This is a genomic window from Paenibacillus sp. SYP-B3998, assembly GCF_010820665.1.
Classification (GTDB): Bacteria; Bacillota; Bacilli; order Paenibacillales; family NBRC-103111; genus Paenibacillus_E.
Genome location: NZ_JAAIKC010000006.1, coordinates 82,040 through 101,936, shown reverse-complemented (window position 1 = coordinate 101,936; position 19,897 = coordinate 82,040). Strand labels below are relative to the sequence as shown.

Genomic DNA, 19,897 nt, shown 5'->3' with positions numbered 1-19,897 from the left:
AAGAAAGAGCCCTCTTTCATGGCGAGTATTGTTCGGGTTAAAACTAATCTTTGATTTAGCTTTAACAGGTGTTTTTTATTTTGAAAATTCGATGACTATTTTTTGGAGATTAAGTTTTGTCGTCATTTCAATGATGGTGTTCCTTTTGATTAATTTATTTTACCTTAAGATGAAAAAAAAACAGACTTGGCTTTTTCCCATCCTTATCATCGATTTCTTGGTATCCGCTTCCTATGGTTATGTTTATATTGGCGGGAAATTCCCGAATCATTTATTCATTGGAATTACAGCCTTGGCGATTTTAATGTTATTAAAAAATACCCGAATGCTTATCGGTACATGCCTGCTGTTACTGGTCGTGTATGTTGTTACGATGGGTAGCATTGATTGGCAATTATATAAAAAATTCGATGAAATTGGTTATTTTATTTCCTGTTCTTTTATTGTTTTCGCAGGAATTGTCAGCTCTTTAATCAATTATTATCAACGCGCACGTAATGATACCATGCAGTTGTATGCACAATTGATGCAATCTCATGAACGACTACAGGACTATGCGCTCAAAACGGAGGAGTGGGCTGCAACGAAGGAAAGAGTGCGTATTGCGCGGGATATTCATGATACTGTAGGTCATAAACTGACGGCATTATTGATTCAAATGCAAGCGGCTCGCAAGCTAAGCGGATTGGATTCATTACGTAGTGAACAAACCTATCTGGCATGTGAAGATTTAATTAGATCGTCATTGCAAGAGGTCCGGCTCTCGGTAAGGGCTATTCGGGATGAACCGGTTAAGTCTGCTTCATTAAATGATAGTCTTGCAACGCTATCAGAGGAGTTTACCCAATTTACTGAGGTTCAAACCGTTTTTGAATCGATTGGGATTCCAGTCGCACTATCAGGCAATCTCCAAATAACGGCCTATCGAATTGTACAGGAATCACTTACGAATGCTCAGAAACACGGTCATGCGAAAAATGTGAAAATCAGGCTAGTCTATGCGGAGAACGGCTTTTCTCTGTGCATACGTAATGACGGAGATCTTCCTGTTGAACTTAAGCCGGGCTTTGGTCTCATTAATATGAAAGAAAGAGTGGAAGAATTGCATGGGGAAGTGCATGTTTACATGGATCATCGCAAGGGTTTTGCTATCGAAGTGCAACTCCCTTATTCTTTAATGAAAATGGAGCGTGCTATTTAGTGAGAATCCTGGTAGTAGACGATCAACGGCTTATGAGAGAGGGGCTTGCGACCATCATCGGCTTGGAAGCGGGTATGGAAGTGATAGGAACGGCTGTGGATGGAAGAGATGCCTATACCAAAGCGCTTGAATGGCGACCTGACGTTGTGTTGATGGATATCCGAATGCCGGGCATGGATGGTGTGGAAGGGGCTGAATTGATTCTCAAGCATTTACCAGAAACGAAAGTGCTGATTCTAACGACCTTCGATGACGCTGAGTTAATTTTACGAGTTTTGGAAAAAGGCGTGCATGGCTATTTGTTGAAGGACATGCCATCTGAGGCCATCGTAAGTGCGATTCAAACGGTATACAATGGCGGCACTGTACTTCAACCAGATATAACGGTAACACTTATGAACGAGTTGAAAAAAATGTCAGAATGGAACCCGGATAAAGCCCATCCACTAAGTAGGACTGAGCCAGTAGGATTGGGGCTTCTGACTGAGCGTGAGAAAGAGGTATTAGCTTTATTGGGCCAAGGATTAAATAATAAAGAGATTGCTGGTTTTCTTGTTATTACGGAAGGTACAGTGAAAAATCATGTTTCGAACCTCATAGCTAAGCTAGGGCTAAGAGACCGAACACAAGCAGCCGTATTTTCGGTTCGCCATCAAATGTAATTCAATGGGCATGACTTTTGGCATAGAGCGTGAGATTAATCATGCTTTAGCGATCAAACGTTCTGCCTTTTTCTTTGCGCAAACATGACTTTTCACAGATTTGCTTACGTTCTGTTCTTGATAGAATCAGAGTGTAAGAAATTAAGGGAGGATAGCCGGAGCACAGATAAACGAATAGCTGTGAGATTTAACCGAGCACGAAAGGATTAGGAAATCATTGAAGTTAGACAAATTCCAAAAAACGATACGAGGAGTTACGATTATGAAAAAAATAAAAATTACGTATTGGGTAATCACTATTTGTACGCTCATAGGATTCTTACTCAGTGCCGTCAATGAGATTGCTCGGTCACCAAAAACATTAGTAGAAACTACGCAGCTGTTGGGTTACCCAGCCTACTTTCTGACTATGCTTGGAATAGCAAAACTTATAGGTATCATTGTTCTTCTTGTTCCGAAAAATTATAGGCTAAAAGAATGGGCATATGCCGGGTTTGCTATTGATTGTATTGCTGCATTTTGGTCGGAAAATGCGGTCGGAAACCCAATGGGCAGTATTAAATCGGTCGTAGTCTTCTTGTTTGTTATGCTTTCTTACTATATGCTGAGGAAAATGCAAAAAGGGATGCAAATAGAAATTTAAAGCAAAAAAGGACGTGGGATTAAACTCCATGTCCTTTTTTAACTTTCCTATAGAGCCCAGTTTCCATTTCGGAAAATAGGTTCGATGCTGCCATCCGCTCGCTCACCGTCGACATCCATTTCGGCAGAGCCGATCATAAAGTCAACATGGATGAGACTATCGTTCAATCCTGCTTGCGACAACTCTTCTTTGGACTTATCCGTCCCGTTTTCTATACAAGTCGGGAAAGAGCGGCCTAAGGCCAAGTGGTTGGACGCATTTTCATCAAACAAGGTATTAAAGAAGATAAGGTTTGAGTTTGAGATCGGTGAATGATGCGGAACGAGAGCAATCTCGCCTAAATAATGAGCGCCTTCATCTATTTCAATCATCGCTTTGAGGGCCTCATAGCCTTGTTCAGCCTTGTAATCAATAACCTTTCCATGCTCAAAGGTAATCGTGAAGTTGTTAATCAGGTTGCCTTGGTAGCTTAATGGCTTCGTGCTCCGCACCGTACCCTGCGTGCCGTTCTTATGCGGAGAAATAAATACTTCCTCTGTCGGAATGTTCGGGTTAAATTCGAAATTGGCCGTTCCATTCGTTGCAGAGCCACCGCGCCAAATATGATTCTCAGGGAGCTCCACCGTAAGCTCGGTTCCAGGAGCGCGGTAATGAATTTTCCGGTATTGCTTCTCGTTAAGCAGCTCTCTTTTGTTGCGAAGGGTATCATTATGTGCATGCCAGGTATGTACAGGGTTGTCTTGATCGACACGTGACGCTTGGAAGATGGCATCCCACAACGCGGTAATAGCCGCTTCCTCCTCCAGGTGAGGGAATACTTTTTTGGCCCATGTGGATGAAGGAGCTGCAATGATCGACCAAGTCATTTTGTAGGCGGACATGCTTTCTCTCCACTTCACTAAGGCAGGGCCCGCTGCTTTGGAAAATGCTGACGTACGGCTAGGATCAACATCCTTCAGCAGCTCAGGATCGCTGGAATCGATTAATAAGTAAGCGCCATTGCAAGCAGCGAGATCATTAAGCGCTTGGGCTCGCCATGCGGGATATTCATTGAATGCTTCGGCGGGTGCATACTTATATTTAATTTGTGTGGATATCTCATCTTGCCATTCAATATTCACGTGTTTAGCGCCGACTTCGTACGCTTTTTGGGAAATTAAGCGAACGAGCTGCGGGGAGTGAATAGGGGCGTTAATCCATAGTGTCTGTCCAGGTTGAATGTTTAGAGCTACGCGAACCGTAAGTTCAGCATATTTCTCAAGATTAGTTTCTAGACTCATATTATCGTTCCTCCTCTATGATGTGTACCTTCATTAGACGCGTTCGAGCGGTAGATGAGACTCAGTTGGCAGTTCAACCCAGATGGTATCGTTAGGTTGTACTTGACCGCTAGCGAGTAGGATATCCCTGATACCTGCCTTAACGCCCAGCCCAATCAGGAGCTGAATATGGCCTTGCTTCGTTTTTCTAAAGGTGTGTTGAACGAAGGCTTTCCCCTATAAAGGTATAGGTTTAACTTAACGCTGTCCGCTTACGTCTGTCAAATTTATTTTACCGTTGACGAATAGTAGCGAAAAGAGCCCAGATAACAACGGGGCTCTTCTCGCTACTATTCGTTATTTTCACTAGGGAAGCATTGCTCTTGCGGGCAATCAAAGAGATCAGCCATACGCTGCCGTACAGGTTCTTTGGGATAAGATCCTTGATAAACGTACCGCTCTACCATTCTAACGGAAACACCGATCAATTCAGCAAACTCAGAAAGACGAAGACCATTCGATACAATTAAATTGTATAAGGCTGGGTTTTTGACATCCCAGATTCTGCGAGTTCTTTCGATCGGATATGCAGCTTTAGGTACTTCAGTCTGCGGTTTAACGGGTTTCTCGCAACGCAAGCAGTTGCCTAGCGCTGTTTCTGGGCGTTTCCCATACCATCTGCATGCAGGGCAACGAACATATACACGATTAATGCCATCAGGCTTACGTGGCACATCTATCCACTCCTTGCCATTCTCTTTACGACGATCAGCCTTCTATTATAAGAATAATCAGGTTTGGGTTCAACCTTTTTATACAAGGAATTTTTTTACAAATATCGATTAAGGAAACCTGATTTACATAGTATGGAATGTTTTCAATTGTTTACAATAGTGGGTGGGGGTGTATGAATTCGTGAATTATGGTTGGATCGCAGGCTTGGTTCTTTTCTTACAACAAAATGAACTACCCAATTCGATAATTACCGAAGAAAGCGGGAAACGTATCGCAACTATGGATCGAGCGCAATATTCAGTTCAGTTGATTGATGTGCCGATTGTCGCTCTTGATCAATTAGACCGTTTAATGACCGAAATAGAAAAAAAGGTTTACCGAAAACCAGTCAATGCATCCATTAACGATGCTGGCAATATTGTCCGTGAAATAACGGGGGCGAAGCTGGATCGCCAAGCTTTTGAAAAGAAGTTCTACGATCATTACTATGGTCAAGGGCCTTTGCAATTTGAAGTGCCGCAATTAGCAATTTATCCGAACGTAGATAGTGAGATGTTGGCCAATATCCGTGTAAACCCCATTGGATATTATGTGACCTATTTTAATCCCAATAACAAAAATCGCTTCCATAATATCGGTTTGGCTGCTAGGGCTATTAATAATTACGTGGTCTTACCAGGCAAAACGTTTTCCTTTAACGAAGTTGTTGGGATCAGAACGGCGACTAGAGGGTACAAGCAAGCAAAGGTTATTGTGCGCGGTGAGTACTCGGAAGGGATCGGTGGAGGGATTTGTCAAATTTCTTCAACCCTTTTTAATGCGGTTGATCGAGCGGGCTTGCAGGTGATTGAGCGTTATTCCCACAGCAGGTCAGTCCCTTATGTTCCGCCAGGACGGGATGCGACCGTGAACTGGGGGGGACCTGACTTTAGCTTCACGAACAACTATAACCAGCCTATCTTAATCAGAGCAGCGGCCCTAAGAGGGAGGATCTACGTATCGATATCTTCCTCGGATGTCATTAACTATAAGCCGCGGCATGTGCCAAGCGTTTCCGAAACATGGCCGGAGGAAATACATGCAGGGACGGACGTAGGGCAGCCAATCCCTTAAACACAAAGCCTGACATGTAGGAGTTGGAAAAGTATGAAGGCAGCGAGCCCCTTTCATGGTACATGTGAAAGAGGCTCGCTACCTTTAGTCAAGGACGGCTTAGAACAGGGTCGCCATACTAGAGACGTTTGAAGGTTTTGGGAAATATTCGATATTCACCGCATAAGCGATCATGGATTGGATGAAAGTTAAATCTATCTCCTTGCAGCTTACTGAGGTACCGGCCAAGAAGGCTGAGGTTGCCGGACACCCGTACTGATAGATCGAATCTTTGGCTCCATCGCCCTCCAGCTGGGCCATGGCTAATTGCAGAGCGGCTCGATCCTTAGGTATAGTCGGATCAAGCAGCCATTTGGTATACGAAGCGAAATCCATCGTTTCCACCGGGTAACCACAAGCATTAATCATTTGAATCAAATCGGTATACAGGATTTGATTCGGATTGCAGATATGAAGCACTTGACCGATTGTCTCGGGTTGAAAAGCAAGTTCCACCATCGCTTTACTCCCATAATCAATGGGCGTAAAGTCAACGTACCAGTTCGCTTTGGGCGCTTTGCCAAGCAGCAGCATCGCCTTGATCATGCGATAAAAAGAATTGCTGTCAATATTGCGTTGGAAGCGGCCGTTTTCGGAATGGCAGGTTAAATTGCCAGGACGATATAAGGTCACGGCAAGCCCTCTTTTGGAGGAATCCAGCACAAGTTTCTCCGCTTGCAGCTTACTGTCGCTATATACGTTAGCAAGGTGAAGCCCAGAAGGCATTTCCCCAGACAATTCTACTTCGTCCCAATGCCCGCTATGTGCGAGATCCTCAGGCACACTGATCGTTGAAACGTGATGGAATCGAATGCCCTTTCGAGATTCGGCTAGCTCTAAGAGATGGCGTGTGCCTTGCACATTCGTTCTGTCGAATTGGTCATTGTCCCCGAAATGCCGAACGTCAGCCGCAGCGTGGAAGATGGCTTGGACACACTGAGATAGCTTCGTATAGTCCGCTTCTTGTAAGCCCAGGCGCGGCTGCTCCAAATTACCTTCCAGCACGTGAACGCGTCCTTCCATAAGCGTAAGCACATCTTCGCCAAAGTAGTGCGTCATGATCTCTTGAAGTCTGTCCATTCCTGTCAGGGAAGACGTGTTGCGCACTAGCGCATGCACCTGTGCATGACTGCGGATCAGGACTTCATACAGGATATGAGAGCCGAGATAGCCAGATGCGCCTGTGAGAAGGACATTAGCAGGTGGTGTATCAGCTTGGTTCTGGAAAGCTGTTGTTGTCGCTATGACGGGATGCTCGTTAAGGACTTTAATTGCTGCATGCTGATGATCCAGCTTTTCCAGCTTGGCGTCAAGCATCGTTGCCGTTGCCGCGACTTCAGATACCTGTTCCATACGTGTGGCCAATTGTTCCATCGTTTTATACTGAAACAAATCATTAATTGTTAAGGCCGGATACAGGGGCTTCAAGTGGACAAGCACCTGAATGACATCAAGGGAGTCTCCTCCGATGAGGAAGAAATCGTCCTGAGCATTGGCGGATTGCACGCCAAGAACGTCTTTCCAAGCAGCGGCAATTTGCTGTTGTAATTCGGTCAATGCCGCATAAGAGGCAGACAACTGCTCCTGTTCCTCGATTAGCTCAAAGGTAGCCAGCAGCTTCCGCTCAATTTTGCCAGTAGGTGAAAGTGGCATGGTCTCTAATTGGCAAATTGAACGCGGTACATAGTACGCAGGCAGCTTTTCGTTCAAAAACTTCTTGATGGCCGTTGGCTCTATACGACTTCCATTCATGGAAGTAAAGTAACCAACCAGCATATTTTGGCCGTTGTTGTCTTTTCTAGGGATGACCGCGGCGCTATGTACGTTCGGGAATTTCGCGAAGCTATCTTCAATGGCACCAATCTCAATCCGATGACCGCGGATTTTAATCTGGGAGTCTCTCCGAGTGACATACTCAATCGTACCGTCTTCCAGCAGCTTCACAATGTCTCCAGTTCGATAGACCCTTTCATCCGCTGCAAAAGGACTGGCGGTGAAGGCGCTGGCTGTTTTATCAGGCTGATTCAAATAGCCTTTAGCGAGGCCAATCGTCGAGATGTACAGCTCACCTGGAACATGGATCGGACACAGCTGCTGCTCTTCATTCACGATGTAAACACGATAGTTGCCATTGGGCTTACCAATTGGAATATGTGTTAATTCCTCGGGAATGAGTCCACTCACGCGATGAAAGGTGGCTCCAACCGTGCACTCTGTGGGACCGTATAAGTTATAGATGTCGATTTGCTCGCTGCATTTGCGCTGAAAAGCACGGACCTGTTCGCCATAAAGCGCTTCGCCTGCTGTCATGATTTGTTTCACAGTTGACAGTTTGCGGTAGCCTTCTTCAGAGAGATGCATAGCCAGTTGATTGAAGAAGACGGTAGGCACGGCAGGAATAATTGTAGCGCGCGTTCTTTCAACGGCATCAGCGAAGGCTTCAACGGAGATACGCTCTTCGGCTCCTAATAAGACAAGATGAGCCCCGCTGAATAGAGCGCTAATCGTTTCCCAGACAGAGGCATCGAAACTAAAAGTTGCGAATTGGGTCAACACATCATGTTCGGTAATCTGAAAGGTGTGCCTTATGAAGGTGCCTAAATTGACGACTCCTTCATGAGCAAGCAGCGTTCCCTTGGGTTTACCTGTAGAACCTGATGTATAAATAATATAAGCAAGATCCTCAGGCTGTACCTCAACCTCTGGATTGGTCTTCTCCAAGCAATCGAGTCCTTCATCCACGAGCATAATCTCAAATGTAGCAGGTAATTCACTGCCTAGTTGATTAGACTTTTCCAAATAAGGAGCTTTCGTGAGCATAAAGCGGCAGTTCGTATCCTCCATCATGTAGCTGATGCGTTCTTGCGGATATTCAGGATCAACAGGCACATACACGCCGCCAGCCTTGAGAATACCCAGTATACTAATGATTGTTTCCAGGCTTCTCTCCATGAAAATAGCAACAAAATCTCCCTTATGCAGCCCTTTATTCAGGAGGAGGCGGGCAACTTGGTTCGCTTTCTCATTGAGCGATTTGTAGCTGTATATCCCTGACAATGAAGAAAGAGCGGGTCGCTCTCCATGCGCCAGTGCGATATCCTCAAATAGCTGGTGCATCGTTCGATTACGAGGGTATTCAAAGGCTGTGTCGTTCAAGCTTTGGTACAGTGCGATCTCGTCATACGATAAAATAGGGACCGCTCCGATAGGTAGATATTCATTATCTAAAGCAGCTTCTAGTAGTTTGTTATAAATATGGATATAACGTTGTATAGTGGTTTCTTTCCATAAGGATTTATCATAGCTAACCTGAAGGTTCCATTGATTTCCACTGGTGATGATATGCCAGCCTAGCAAGAATGGCTGCTTCATCTCGACCTGTTCATTTACGACAAAGATTGTATCGATGAATGAATCCTCAGGCAGGATTGGAGTGGCTAACTGCTTGGTAATAGCATGCCTAAGCTTTTGAAATTGATCATTTTCTTGCATGGATACTTGGATAGGAACCAAGGCGGAATGAAGTCCGCCCGAAGTGCCTACCCGAATGTCATTTTCCCCCGATAATCGATATATCCATGACACATAGACAGTTAGGAACAAGGATAGAGGATCTATGGCCCCTCCGTCATGTCCAACTCGTTGTAATAGCTTCTGGTTCAGCGTATCGTCCAACGAGACCTGCAGAGTGTCCACTTGGAAGGTGCGGAATTCGCGCTTTCCATCAAACGGTATCTGAAGGACAGGAGTGTCGGATTGATTAGAAAGAGGGGAGGGCGATTTAAATAGCGTCATTGTATGGCCCTCCAGGTTATATTTTCTTGACTCGGAATTGCTTCATTAATTCTTTCAGCTCGTCCGCTGTAGCAGACAATTGATTAGACGAATTTACGATCGTTTCCATATAATGCTTCTGCTCTTCAATAGAATGAGTGATCTCGTTCGCGCTTGCTGCCGTTTGACTGACCGCTTGATTCAATTCATCTGCGCTAGCTGAAATCTCTTCGGTTCCAGCAGACATTTCTTGGGCCGCACTGGAAACTCCTTGAATTTGTCCAGAAACTTCTTTCGTGGCATGTAAAATTTCAGTGAATAAATGACCTGTTTGTTTGGCTATGGTCATCCCCTCAGTTACAACCAGATTGCCATGACTCATAGATTGGGCAGCCTGATGAATGCCACCTTGAATTTCTGTAATTAAGGCAGATATTTGATTAGCCGATTGCTGGGATTGTTCCGCTAACTTGCGCACTTCTCCAGCGACAACGGCAAACCCTCTGCCATGCTCTCCAACGCGGGAGGCTTCGATTGCCGCATTCAGGGCCAGTAGATTCGTTTGATTCGCAATGCCGGTAATGATGTCCAGAATATTTCCGATTTCTTGGGAACGACGGTCGAGCAAAGTAACGGTATCGGATGTCTCTTTCACAAAATCCGTAATTAGCTGCATCTGATCAGCCATCTTTTTCACCATTAAATCGCCTTCAGCAGATTTATTCTCAACGTGGTTAGCCTCGTCAGAAAGCGTAGAAGAGCTGAATGCGATTGTTTGAATGACAGTAGCCATTTCGGATATCGCCCGGGATCCCTCAGAGCTGGATTTCTCTTGATAGGTGATACTGTTTGCGATCTTTTTCATATTCGTGTTTATTTTATCAACATGTTCCGTGTTCTCTTCCGAGGAAGTATAGAGTCCTTTGGCAGACGTTGCGACTTGGACAGACATTTCCTGAACTTTGACCATCATGTGATTGATTGTTCGCACCATGGTGTTAAATTTCTCATTAATAATACCGAGATCGTCCTTGCCGACCGCGATTTGCACATCAAGGTTACCGCTGCTTACTTCTTCAATACCGTGAATCAATGCTTTAATCGGAGACAGCGTTTTACGGACAATGAAGTATTGAATGAGTAAGATGATGACCAGAAATCCTAAGAGAATTGAAATACCGTTAATGAGCAGCTTATGCAAGCCATCAGGAATCGCGCGAGCATCCGTATCTACGGCGAAATAAGCAAAAGTTTTGCCACTGGCATCCTTGATTGGGTAGGTGATCGTTGTCCAAATGCCAAGATCGTCTGTGTAATAGTCAGAAAGAGCAGGCGCATTCGTATCCAGCATCTTTTGAACCGTGTTCACAACGACTTTCGGTTGTTCATACATATCGCCGATGTTCAATTTGGCTTGCTCCAACGGTTCAACGAGGTGCGTAGGTACTGCGATAAGTGAAGTTTTATTGCCATCCTGCAGCTCTGTACCGAATACATAAGCTTGCGCGATACTTGGATTATATTTACTTACAGAGTCCATTAATGTACGTAATTCAGTTTGAACTGGACCTTTATAGCTTTTTTCAGCAATTGCTTTTTGGATTTGTCCAGTGTCAATTTGTTTAGCCCACGCCTCAGTTACTGTCTTTATTTGGTTTTGGAGCTGGGTGATGAGAATACTCTTTTGAATAAAATAGCTAGAAACGATTAATAGCATCCCAATCAAAAAAATGTTTACTGAGGAAAGCAATAGATTTTTTGTGAAAAACGACATGCGTGATCTTTTTTTCATAAAAATTACCTCCAAAAGTTTATTAAAAGCAAGGTCTAACGGGTACTTCAAATGCTTAATTTACCACCCCAACTTCCTAAAAATTGGATATTTCTATAACGATTTATGACAAGTCTGATATAAATGAAAATTATAACATTAGATGAAAAATAATGTCAAAATGGTTTGTCGAAATTTGGCGAATTGAATGAAGGTCAAGATCTGCATATTTTACAAAAGGAAAGCAAAAAATCACAAGATTTTTGAATAGGACTCGGCTAAAATAGACAGCAGATCATGCAGTTGAGAAAGGTGGGAATTTGCTTCATGAAAACATTCTTAGATGAAAATTTTTTGCTTACGAATGATACGGCTGTTCGCTTGTTTCACGGGATTGCCAAGGATCTGCCGATTATTGACTATCATTGCCATTTAAGTCCGAAGGAAATTTATGAAAATAAACAATTCAATACTATAACCGAAGCTTGGTTGTACGGGGACCACTATAAGTGGAGAATGATGCGTGCAAATGGCGTCGAGGAGATTAACGTCACTGGCGCTGCAAGCGATTATGACCGTTTTGCTGCTTGGGCGTCTACGCTGCCAATGGCGATTGGCAATCCGCTTTATCACTGGTCCCATATGGAACTGCAAACGTATTTTGATGTTCATGAAGTCATTAATGCAAAGAATGCGCCCGTTATTTGGGACAAGGTGAATACGAAGCTGGCACAAGGCGATTTGCGCGCCAGAGATTTAATTACGAAATCCAAAGTTACCGTCATTTGTACAACAGATGATCCGGTAGATTCACTTGAATATCATATTAAAATCAAAGACATCGAAGGCTTTGATACGCAAGTGCTTCCGTCCTTCCGACCAGACAAGGCGCTGGAAATCAATCGCGCTACGTTCCTTCCATGGATTGGCCAACTAGAGCAAGCTTCGGGTCTGACCATTCGTGGTTACGAGGATTTGTTGACTGCGCTGGAGAGCCGTGCGAATTTTTTCGATTCGGTAGGCTGCAAAGTTTCTGACCACGCTTTGGATTATGTGCCTTTCGCAGTCACAACGAAGGAAGAAGTTGAACTGATTTTTCAATCTGCCTTGCAAGGCAATGCGGTTAGTTTGGACGAAGAAAAAAAATATAAGACGTACACTTTGCTATTTTTAGGCGGCATTTATAACAAGCTCGATTGGGCGATGCAGTACCACATCAACGCTTCCCGGAACAATAATGGGAAGATGTTCGGTGTGTTAGGCCCCGATACCGGTTATGATTCCATGAATGATAGCCCGGTGGCAAGCGCATTAACAGGACTTTTGTCCTCTCTGGCCCTGGGCGATGCGCTGCCGAGAACGATTCTGTATTCCTTGAATCCTCGTGACAACGATATTCTTGGCACACTCATGGGCAGTTTCCAAGGAGATGGTATCGCAGGCAAAATTCAGCTTGGAGCTGCATGGTGGTTCAATGACACAAGAGATGGCATGATCCAGCAGATGAAGACGTTAGCTAACCTTGGTTTGCTAGGGCGTTTCGTAGGCATGCTGACCGATTCGAGAAGCTTCTTGTCCTATACTAGACATGAGTACTTCCGCAGAATTCTCTGTAACTTGTTCGGAGAATGGGTGGAAGCGGGCGAATTCCCGAACGACGAGGAACTGCTGGAGCAGCTTGTTGAAGGAATCTCTTATAACAATGCAAGGGCGTATTTCAAATTTTAACGTATCAGGCTGGTGATACGCTGTGAACACTGGGCTCAAATAGAAATTAAGACTTTATAAACGAAACCAAGTATGCTAACCTGAAACGGACTGTGAACAAGGTGGTGTACCCCCCATTGAAACGGGTTTTAATAACGGGTTATAAAGCGTCTGAGCTTGGCATATTCTCATTGAAGCATCCAGGCATTGCCATTATCAAAAAAGCGATTAAAAAGAAACTCCATGCCCTTATAGATGAAGGTTTGGAATGGGTCATTGTTAGCGGTCAATGGGGTGTAGAGCTCTGGGCCGCAGAAGCGGCGTTGGAACTCAAGCAAATTCATAAAGAGCTTAAAATTGCTGTTATCACTCCCTTTCTGGAGCAAGAGGAAAAGTGGAGCGATGATAAAAAGAACATCTATAACAGCGTCATTGGACGCGTCGATTATGTGAACAGTATAACGAAAACGAAATATGAAGGGCCTTGGCAATTCAAGGAACGCGACAAATTTCTGCTGCGAAATACAGATGGCATACTTCTTGTCTATGATGAAGATACCGAAGGATCGCCCAAATTTATGAAAAAGCAAGCGATGCAAATCGCTGCGACGCAAATTTATCCAATCCTTAGTATCAACGCGCTTGATTTGCAAAACATAGCCGAGGATGATCTTGAGGAGCAAAGTGGACGGGAAGAGCAAGAGGAGTATAGCGAGCAAACGGAACGAGTTGAACTTGATTATATGGATATTTAGACGTGCAGGACGCTCAGGGCGGTAGGCCGTTAATTTTGCAAATTGGAAAAGCTCAAGCCAAACAAAGGCCTGAGCTTTTTCCTGTACATATTGTATGCGATGTTGTATAGTTCATCATGCTTGGTTAAACAACCGGGCCATTTGGACAAAACTATCAAGGACACATACTTTAACATACAAACACTAATGGAGTGATCATTTGAGTAAAGCTAAAGGCAAGGGCGGAACGGGCAGAGGAACAGACAGTAAGGGATGGAACCGATGGAAGGCAAGCGCTAACAGAGCAAAGAATTCCCCGAAACCTTATACAAGCAAAGGGGTTAAAAAAGCGGATGGTGCAAAGAGCGCCAGTACGAATAAAGGGGATAAATCCGACAAGTAGCGTGTCATGATTGTCTCCATGGAAGGATATTCTGCAAGCATCTCGAATAAAGATGGATTAAGAATTTTGACCAAAGGGGCGAGTGGAAAATGGCTAATTTATTGAGTGGGTTGTTTGGCAACTATTCAGAGGTTTCCGTTCAAGAGCTGTTCCAACAGTATGGACAGTATTTAATGGCCGAGGAGCAGATTCGAACGGGTTTTAAGCTGGTGAGGGATACTTTTATCATCACGGATGAACGGCTGATTCTCATTGATCATCAAGGCGTTACTGGGAGAAAGACCAGGGTTGCTTCCATTCATTTGGATGCCATCTATGAAGTTACGATGGAAACAGCCGGAACAGGCTTCGATGATAGCGAAATAACGATTCATTACATCACATCACCTTATTTCAAGACAACCGATCCTCATACAGCGTCCTATAAATTTGAGTTCGGGAAAAAATTCAATCTCCAGCCTATTTATGTAGCACTGCTGACTCTCGCTCATCAGAATCATAAACGGTTAAATGCCTAGGCGTTTAAAGCGAGCATGCTAGCAGCTCCTAAGCTTTTTTGTTATCCTTGCGAGTAAAAAACACGATTGCAGCTCATTTGCAATCGTGTTTTTTATTTTATAAAGAATTCCTCTACCTATACTTTTTGGCTGTTTATCCAAATGGAAGATGTATACATTAAGCATGGAAGATAACAATAGAGAAGGGCACTGTACGCTCGAACATAGGAGCTAACAACTAAGAGGGGGAAAAGGTGTGAAAAAAAGCTTGTCCGCGCTGTTAACTGTCATATTGCTTTTCTCAATGATCCCTTCATTAGCGCTTGCTGCTGAGACGCAGACGTATGCAACAAGAGAGCAAGTTGTTCATATGCTGCTTAACGCTGCCGATGCTTACTATCCAAGGGTGAAGAAGGCGCATATCCTTAAAGGATTTGATAAGGGTGAAAGGAAAGACAGCCAGTCGGTAACAAGAGCCGAGGCTTTTGTTATGGTTAGCAGGGCCTTCCCAGTTCTTCCAGAGCCTGAAGGTAACGATTTGCGAAAAGGAACCTTCCAAGTTGCCTTTACCGATGTGCCGCCATGGGCAGAGAAAGAGATCGCAAAGCTTGCCGACGCAGGCCTCCTGGCAGGCTATTCAGACGACAGGTTGGGTGCATCAGATCCTATAACCTTAGAGCAGCTACAGACTGTAATCCACAGGATATGGGCGCTTGTAGGCAGCAATCCGAAGGACGATTTCTATGAGGCTATCAACAAGAAATGGCTAAAGGACTCGAAAATTCAGGATGGTGAAACTTCAAACGGCGGGTTCATCGAACTTGCTCACGCGAACGAAGACAAGTTAAAAGGTATCTTAGCTGATCTCATTAAAAAGAAGCATACACAAGGAACTGACGAACAAAAAATTGCTGATTTCTACAAAGCAGCACTCGATACAGTAGATCGAAATAAGCAGGGGATCGAGCCTGTGAGCGCATATTTAAAAGCTTTCGATGAGGCAAAGAGCGTAGGCGAACTCATTCAAGCGAACATTCGCCTTGAAAAAGAAACAAGTATGAACGAAATTATGTCCTTTGACGTCCTGGCTGATGCGAAAAACAGCTCGATGAACGCCTTGTATTATTCAGGTCCTACGATACGACTTCCTAAGAAAAGCTATGTAACCGGCGACGAGAAGGCGAAGATGGTCTACACACAATATTTAGCCAAGCTGCTTGTCCTGTCCGGCGAGAATGAGAAGGCTGCAATAGAACAAGCACAGCAAATATATCAAATGGAAAAGGAACTAGCCATCGTCAAGCTGGATCCACAAGACGAAGGGAATGTGAGCAATTACTATAATCCCTATTCGATGGAGCAGTTCTTCTCGTTGTACCCCGGCATAGATGTTAAACAGATGATGACGTCTATGCATATCACTGAAGCAAATAAAGTGATTGTAACGGATGTGAAATTAGCTGAAAAAACAGCGGAATTTCTGACGGAAGGTCATTTGGAGCTCATCAAATCGTATGCTAAGGTTCATTTGTTGATGGGAATTGGAACCTATTTATCTGACGAGTTCAGACAGGCAAACAATCAGTTTAGTGCTGAATTATATGGGGTTGCGGGTGTGAGAACGAATGAGGAGATAGCCCTTCGTACAACCAAAAATGTGATGAGCGATCTTCTAAGTCAACATTATGTGAAAAAATATTTTTCAGCAGAAGCAAAAGAAAATGTGCAGCAAATGGCTCATCAATTTATAGTCGCTTACAAGGAAAGAATTCAGGCGCTCGACTGGATGTCTGAAGCTACGAAGGAGAAGGCCATTCTTAAACTTTCAAAAATGACGGTCAAAATTGGATATCCGGATAAATGGCCAACTATCTTTAAGAAGGTAGAGATTAAGACCTATGCGGAGGGGGGATCGTTATTTGATAATATCGCACGGGTAAGTGTTGCCGTTGAGAACGAGAAAAAAGCGCAGCTCGGAAAACCCGTAGATAAAAGTGAATGGGCTATGAGCGCCTATGAAGTAAATGCCTATTATAACAGCGTATATAATGAAATTGTGTTCCCCGCAGGCATCCTGCAAGCTCCATTTTATGAAATTAAGGCCAAACCAGAAGCTAATCTTGGAGCAATCGGCATGGTTATTGCCCATGAAATCAGTCATGCTTTTGATAATAACGGTGCCGCCTTCGATGAGAATGGGAATGCGAATGACTGGTGGACGGAAGCGGATTATAAAAAGTTTGAAGAAAAATGCCAGCGCGTTATCCAATTTTATAACGGCATTGAGATCATTAATAGTGTTACGAATAATGGTCAATTGACAGTGAGCGAGAACGTAGCGGATCTTGGCGGTATGGCAACTTCACTGCAAGTTGCATCCACGCTTAAACATCCGGATTTCAAGGCATACTTCGAAAGTTCCGCAAAAATCTGGCGATTTACGACAACCAAGGAATTAGCGGCCTATCGAAGTATGACAGATGTGCATTCAGCAAATAAAGTAAGAGTGAATCGAACCTTTGTCAATTTCCCAGAGTTTTATAAGGCTTATGATATTGGGCCAGGTGATGGCATGTATGTGGCTCCTGCGGATAGGGTCAGCATTTGGTAGTTAAGCTCAAGCCTTGATTGGCCCTGCGCCGCTCAAGGTTTTTTGCATGTAACTTGTCACGGATACAACAAACTGCCCCTCTCTCCTAAGCTGTGGTATAATTTTACTATTGTCGGAAAATGTTCGAATGGGTACTTGGAATGGACGGTAGTTTCATTGTTGGAGTAGATAGCGGACAAGTAGGTAGACTCGATGCAAGTGTAGAAACACAGAGGGAGGAATTTAAATGATCATTGATAATAAGTTGGTCCGTGATAAAATCCCTCATATTTTGCAATTTTGAAAAGGTTAGATTAGCTAAGCAGGCAGAAAGAGGTGGGTTTAAGGATAGGCTCCTATTGGTTAAGGTTGAATAATAATCTGTCGTATAGAAAGATAGTTACCAATAATTATTTTGTTATCAATGTTTAGCGTGAGGAGCAAAAGAGCAATGGAATATATCAAAAGTATATTATCAAGTTTAACGTTTAGAAGGTTTTTCATACTGTTTTTAATATGTGGGTTATTAATTAGTCTAAAGAGCATGTTAAATCTCATGCTGCTCACTTTTCTAATTACTTATATCATGAATAGTCTACAAAGCTATGTTACAAAGAAATTAAATAGATTTATTAAAATTAATTATCGAGTAGTTGTCATTACGATTTACTTGCTTCTTATTATATCGTTTGTTACAGGTATCTCGAATTTGCTGCCGAAAATTGTTGATCAGGTTAAGGCAGTTTCGAATGAGTTAATAAATTTGTATAATTCACCAGAAGATAATTCTCTGCCAGATAGCATTAATAGTGCTTTGGATAGTTTAGATTTACAATCATATGCACAACAAGGGTTGGGCTATTTACTCAAATTAGGTGATTGGGGTAAAACATTCTTCTTATCATTACTGCTTAGTCTTTTTTTCTTGCTTGAAAAAGATAGGATTGTAAGGTTTACTTCCAAATTCAAGGGAAGTAAAATAGCTTGGTTTTATAACGAAGTAGAATATTTCGGAAAGAAATTTGTTGTCTCGTTTGGCAAGGTAATTGAGGCTCAAATTCTTATTGCGATTTCTAATACAATATTAACAACAATAGGTCTCTGGGCGTTAGGCTTTCCATATTTGTTCGCTTTGTCAATTACGATATTCGTACTTAGTTTGATTCCTGTTGTTGGGGTAATTATCTCAATGATTCCACTCTCCTTAATTGGTCTTCAAATTGGCGGAGTTATTATGATTGTCTACGTGGGTATTATGATCATAGTGATTCATTTAATAGAGAGTTATTTCCTTAACCCGAGATTTATGTCATCAAAAACTAAACTGCCGATGTTTTATAGTTTTGTTATTTTAATTTTCTCGGAACATTATTTAGGGATATGGGGATTAATAATTGGTGTGCCAATCTTTGTTTTTCTTTTGGATATTCTAGACGTAAACAAAGCTGACGAGCTGTAAAAGTGTTTGAACTGGATTACTGTTTCGTCAATCCTGTCATGTTTCAAAAAAGTAAGGCACTTTTCGATATCTCGGCTGTGAGAGTAAACCTCTTACGGCTTTTTTACTGTGGCTTTACCAAAAAAATTGAATGATAAAGGGATCTTGATTCATTACTATGTAATCGAAGAGGGCTAGACAACAGATTATTGATATCATTCAATCATCATGAGAATGTATCGAAGCGGGAAATTAAATGAGGTTAACTAGTTAAATCTGGTTAACCTCATTTTTTGCGTTGAAATTCGTTGATTATTTTAAGGTTTGTGTAAGGTTACTGTTAATAAGAGGTAAGGTCGGACAATTATAATCAAAATTAATTGTACTAGTAGTTAATAGATGGGGGCATATGAAATGAATATAATTAAAGAGCGTTTGGCGTTAAATAGTTTTCAGCTCAAAATCCTTGGAATCATGTTGATGGTATTTGATCACGTTCATCAATTTTTTGTAACAGATGGTGCGCCGTTGTGGTTTACTTGGCTGGGGCGTATCGTAGCGCCTATTTTTCTATTTACCCTTGCGGAGGGCGTTCATTATACCAGAAGCAAGTTGAAATATTTGCTTCACTTGTACGTTGGGTATCTGCTGATCCTATTCATGTCTCACCTAATCTCTTACTTTATGCCAAGCGATATGGTTCTTATCAATAATATTTTTGGAACGCTTTTTCTTTCGGGCTTGTATATTGTCTTGATTGATCGTTTTATTGCCGCTGTAAAGATTAGAAAATGGAAAACGATGATCTCGTCTTTCTTGTTGATGTTAGTACCGATTATCTGGAGTTTGTTTACCCTGCTGCTGCTTATGCAGGAAGAGGTCTCTAGAACAGGGCTTTATATCAACAGTCTGTTTCCATCACTTGTTGCGGTGGAAGGGGGATTCATCTATGTGTTGCTGGGTATCGTGTTTTATTATCTTCGCAAGTATCGAATAGCTCAGATTGCCAGTTTAGTTGCGTTATCCGTTTTGGTAGGATTCGCCTCGCCTGAGCCGATGACTAATCTCGATCAGAACTTCCAATGGTTAATGGTGATAGCTGCGATTCCCATTTATCTATACAATGGACAGAAGGGGAAAAACATGAAGTATTTCTTCTATATCTTTTATCCAGTGCACATTTATTTCCTCTATATATTGGCATATGTTTGGAATAGCTAACCCTATTCTTGGAGCGTCTTCTGTTCTTCGGACAACAAATTTTATTTTCGTTCAACAGTTAAGTTGAAATAGATGAATAGCCAGCGACAGAGCATCCCATGCATAAAATG

The 19,897-nt window shown here is 42.9% G+C and carries 15 protein-coding genes; 11 read left to right on the top strand and 4 right to left on the bottom strand.

The window, feature by feature from the left end; translation table 11 throughout:
- Nucleotides 1-169: 169 nt before the first annotated feature.
- The 3 genes from GK047_RS16980 (at nucleotide 170) to GK047_RS16970 (ending at nucleotide 2,506) form a co-directional block, all read left to right on the top strand.
- On the top strand, nucleotides 170-1,201 hold the full coding sequence (locus tag GK047_RS16980; RefSeq protein WP_240344007.1) for a sensor histidine kinase: 1,032 nt from the start codon (nucleotides 170-172) through the stop codon (nucleotides 1,199-1,201).
- A complete protein-coding gene (locus tag GK047_RS16975) occupies nucleotides 1,201-1,863 on the top strand; it encodes a response regulator (protein ID WP_163949164.1) in 663 nt (220 codons plus the stop codon). The genes GK047_RS16980 and GK047_RS16975 overlap by 1 nt, the downstream gene beginning before the upstream one ends.
- A 262-nt stretch (nucleotides 1,864-2,125) precedes the next feature.
- On the top strand, nucleotides 2,126-2,506 hold the full coding sequence (locus GK047_RS16970; RefSeq protein ID WP_163949161.1) for a DoxX family protein: 381 nt from the start codon (nucleotides 2,126-2,128) through the stop codon (nucleotides 2,504-2,506).
- 47 nt (nucleotides 2,507-2,553) lie between these two features.
- On the opposite strand, the gene GK047_RS16965 is transcribed toward GK047_RS16970, so the two are convergent.
- Entirely contained in the window at nucleotides 2,554-3,786 is a 1,233-nt protein-coding gene (locus GK047_RS16965) for an aminopeptidase (protein WP_163949158.1), read from the bottom strand.
- A 329-nt stretch (nucleotides 3,787-4,115) separates the two neighbouring features.
- The gene (locus GK047_RS16960) at nucleotides 4,116-4,499 is read right to left on the bottom strand and encodes a helix-turn-helix domain-containing protein (protein WP_163949155.1); all 384 of its coding nucleotides are present in this window, start codon (nucleotides 4,497-4,499) and stop codon (nucleotides 4,116-4,118) included.
- A 181-nt stretch (nucleotides 4,500-4,680) separates the two neighbouring features.
- Between GK047_RS16960 and GK047_RS16955 the strand changes: the two genes are divergently transcribed.
- Nucleotides 4,681-5,613, top strand: a complete 933-nt coding sequence (locus tag GK047_RS16955; protein ID WP_163949152.1) for a VanW family protein — start codon at nucleotides 4,681-4,683, stop codon at nucleotides 5,611-5,613.
- Nucleotides 5,614-5,712: 99 nt separating this feature from the next.
- Here GK047_RS16955 and GK047_RS16950 read toward each other — a convergent pair whose 3' ends face one another.
- A complete protein-coding gene (locus tag GK047_RS16950) occupies nucleotides 5,713-9,447 on the bottom strand; it encodes a non-ribosomal peptide synthetase family protein (RefSeq protein WP_163949149.1) in 3,735 nt (1,244 codons plus the stop codon).
- Between the two features lie 16 nt (nucleotides 9,448-9,463).
- Nucleotides 9,464-11,218 carry a methyl-accepting chemotaxis protein gene (locus GK047_RS16945; RefSeq protein ID WP_163949145.1) on the bottom strand — a complete coding sequence of 585 codons (1,755 nt, stop codon included), beginning with the start codon at nucleotides 11,216-11,218 and terminating at the stop codon, nucleotides 9,464-9,466.
- Between the two features lie 306 nt (nucleotides 11,219-11,524).
- Between GK047_RS16945 and uxaC the strand changes: the two genes are divergently transcribed.
- From uxaC to GK047_RS16910, 7 genes are all read left to right on the top strand, one after another.
- Nucleotides 11,525-12,925 carry a glucuronate isomerase gene (gene uxaC, locus GK047_RS16940; protein ID WP_163949142.1) on the top strand — a complete coding sequence of 467 codons (1,401 nt, stop codon included), beginning with the start codon at nucleotides 11,525-11,527 and terminating at the stop codon, nucleotides 12,923-12,925.
- 116 nt (nucleotides 12,926-13,041) lie between these two features.
- On the top strand, nucleotides 13,042-13,659 hold the full coding sequence (locus GK047_RS16935; protein ID WP_163949107.1) for an SLOG family protein: 618 nt from the start codon (nucleotides 13,042-13,044) through the stop codon (nucleotides 13,657-13,659).
- A 199-nt stretch (nucleotides 13,660-13,858) separates the two neighbouring features.
- Nucleotides 13,859-14,041, top strand: a complete 183-nt coding sequence (locus GK047_RS16930; protein WP_163949103.1) for a DUF3934 family protein — start codon at nucleotides 13,859-13,861, stop codon at nucleotides 14,039-14,041.
- Between the two features lie 89 nt (nucleotides 14,042-14,130).
- On the top strand, nucleotides 14,131-14,559 hold the full coding sequence (locus tag GK047_RS16925) for a PH domain-containing protein (protein WP_163949102.1): 429 nt from the start codon (nucleotides 14,131-14,133) through the stop codon (nucleotides 14,557-14,559).
- Between the two features lie 235 nt (nucleotides 14,560-14,794).
- Nucleotides 14,795-17,149, top strand: a complete 2,355-nt coding sequence (locus GK047_RS16920) for a M13-type metalloendopeptidase (protein WP_163949099.1) — start codon at nucleotides 14,795-14,797, stop codon at nucleotides 17,147-17,149.
- A gap of 403 nt (nucleotides 17,150-17,552) precedes the next feature.
- Nucleotides 17,553-18,587 (top strand): AI-2E family transporter, encoded by a 1,035-nt coding sequence (locus tag GK047_RS16915; protein ID WP_346010353.1) that lies wholly within the window; start codon nucleotides 17,553-17,555, stop codon nucleotides 18,585-18,587.
- Nucleotides 18,588-18,980: 393 nt separating this feature from the next.
- The gene (locus GK047_RS16910; protein WP_163949093.1) at nucleotides 18,981-19,787 is read left to right on the top strand and encodes a TraX family protein; all 807 of its coding nucleotides are present in this window, start codon (nucleotides 18,981-18,983) and stop codon (nucleotides 19,785-19,787) included.
- Nucleotides 19,788-19,897 lie beyond the last annotated feature (110 nt).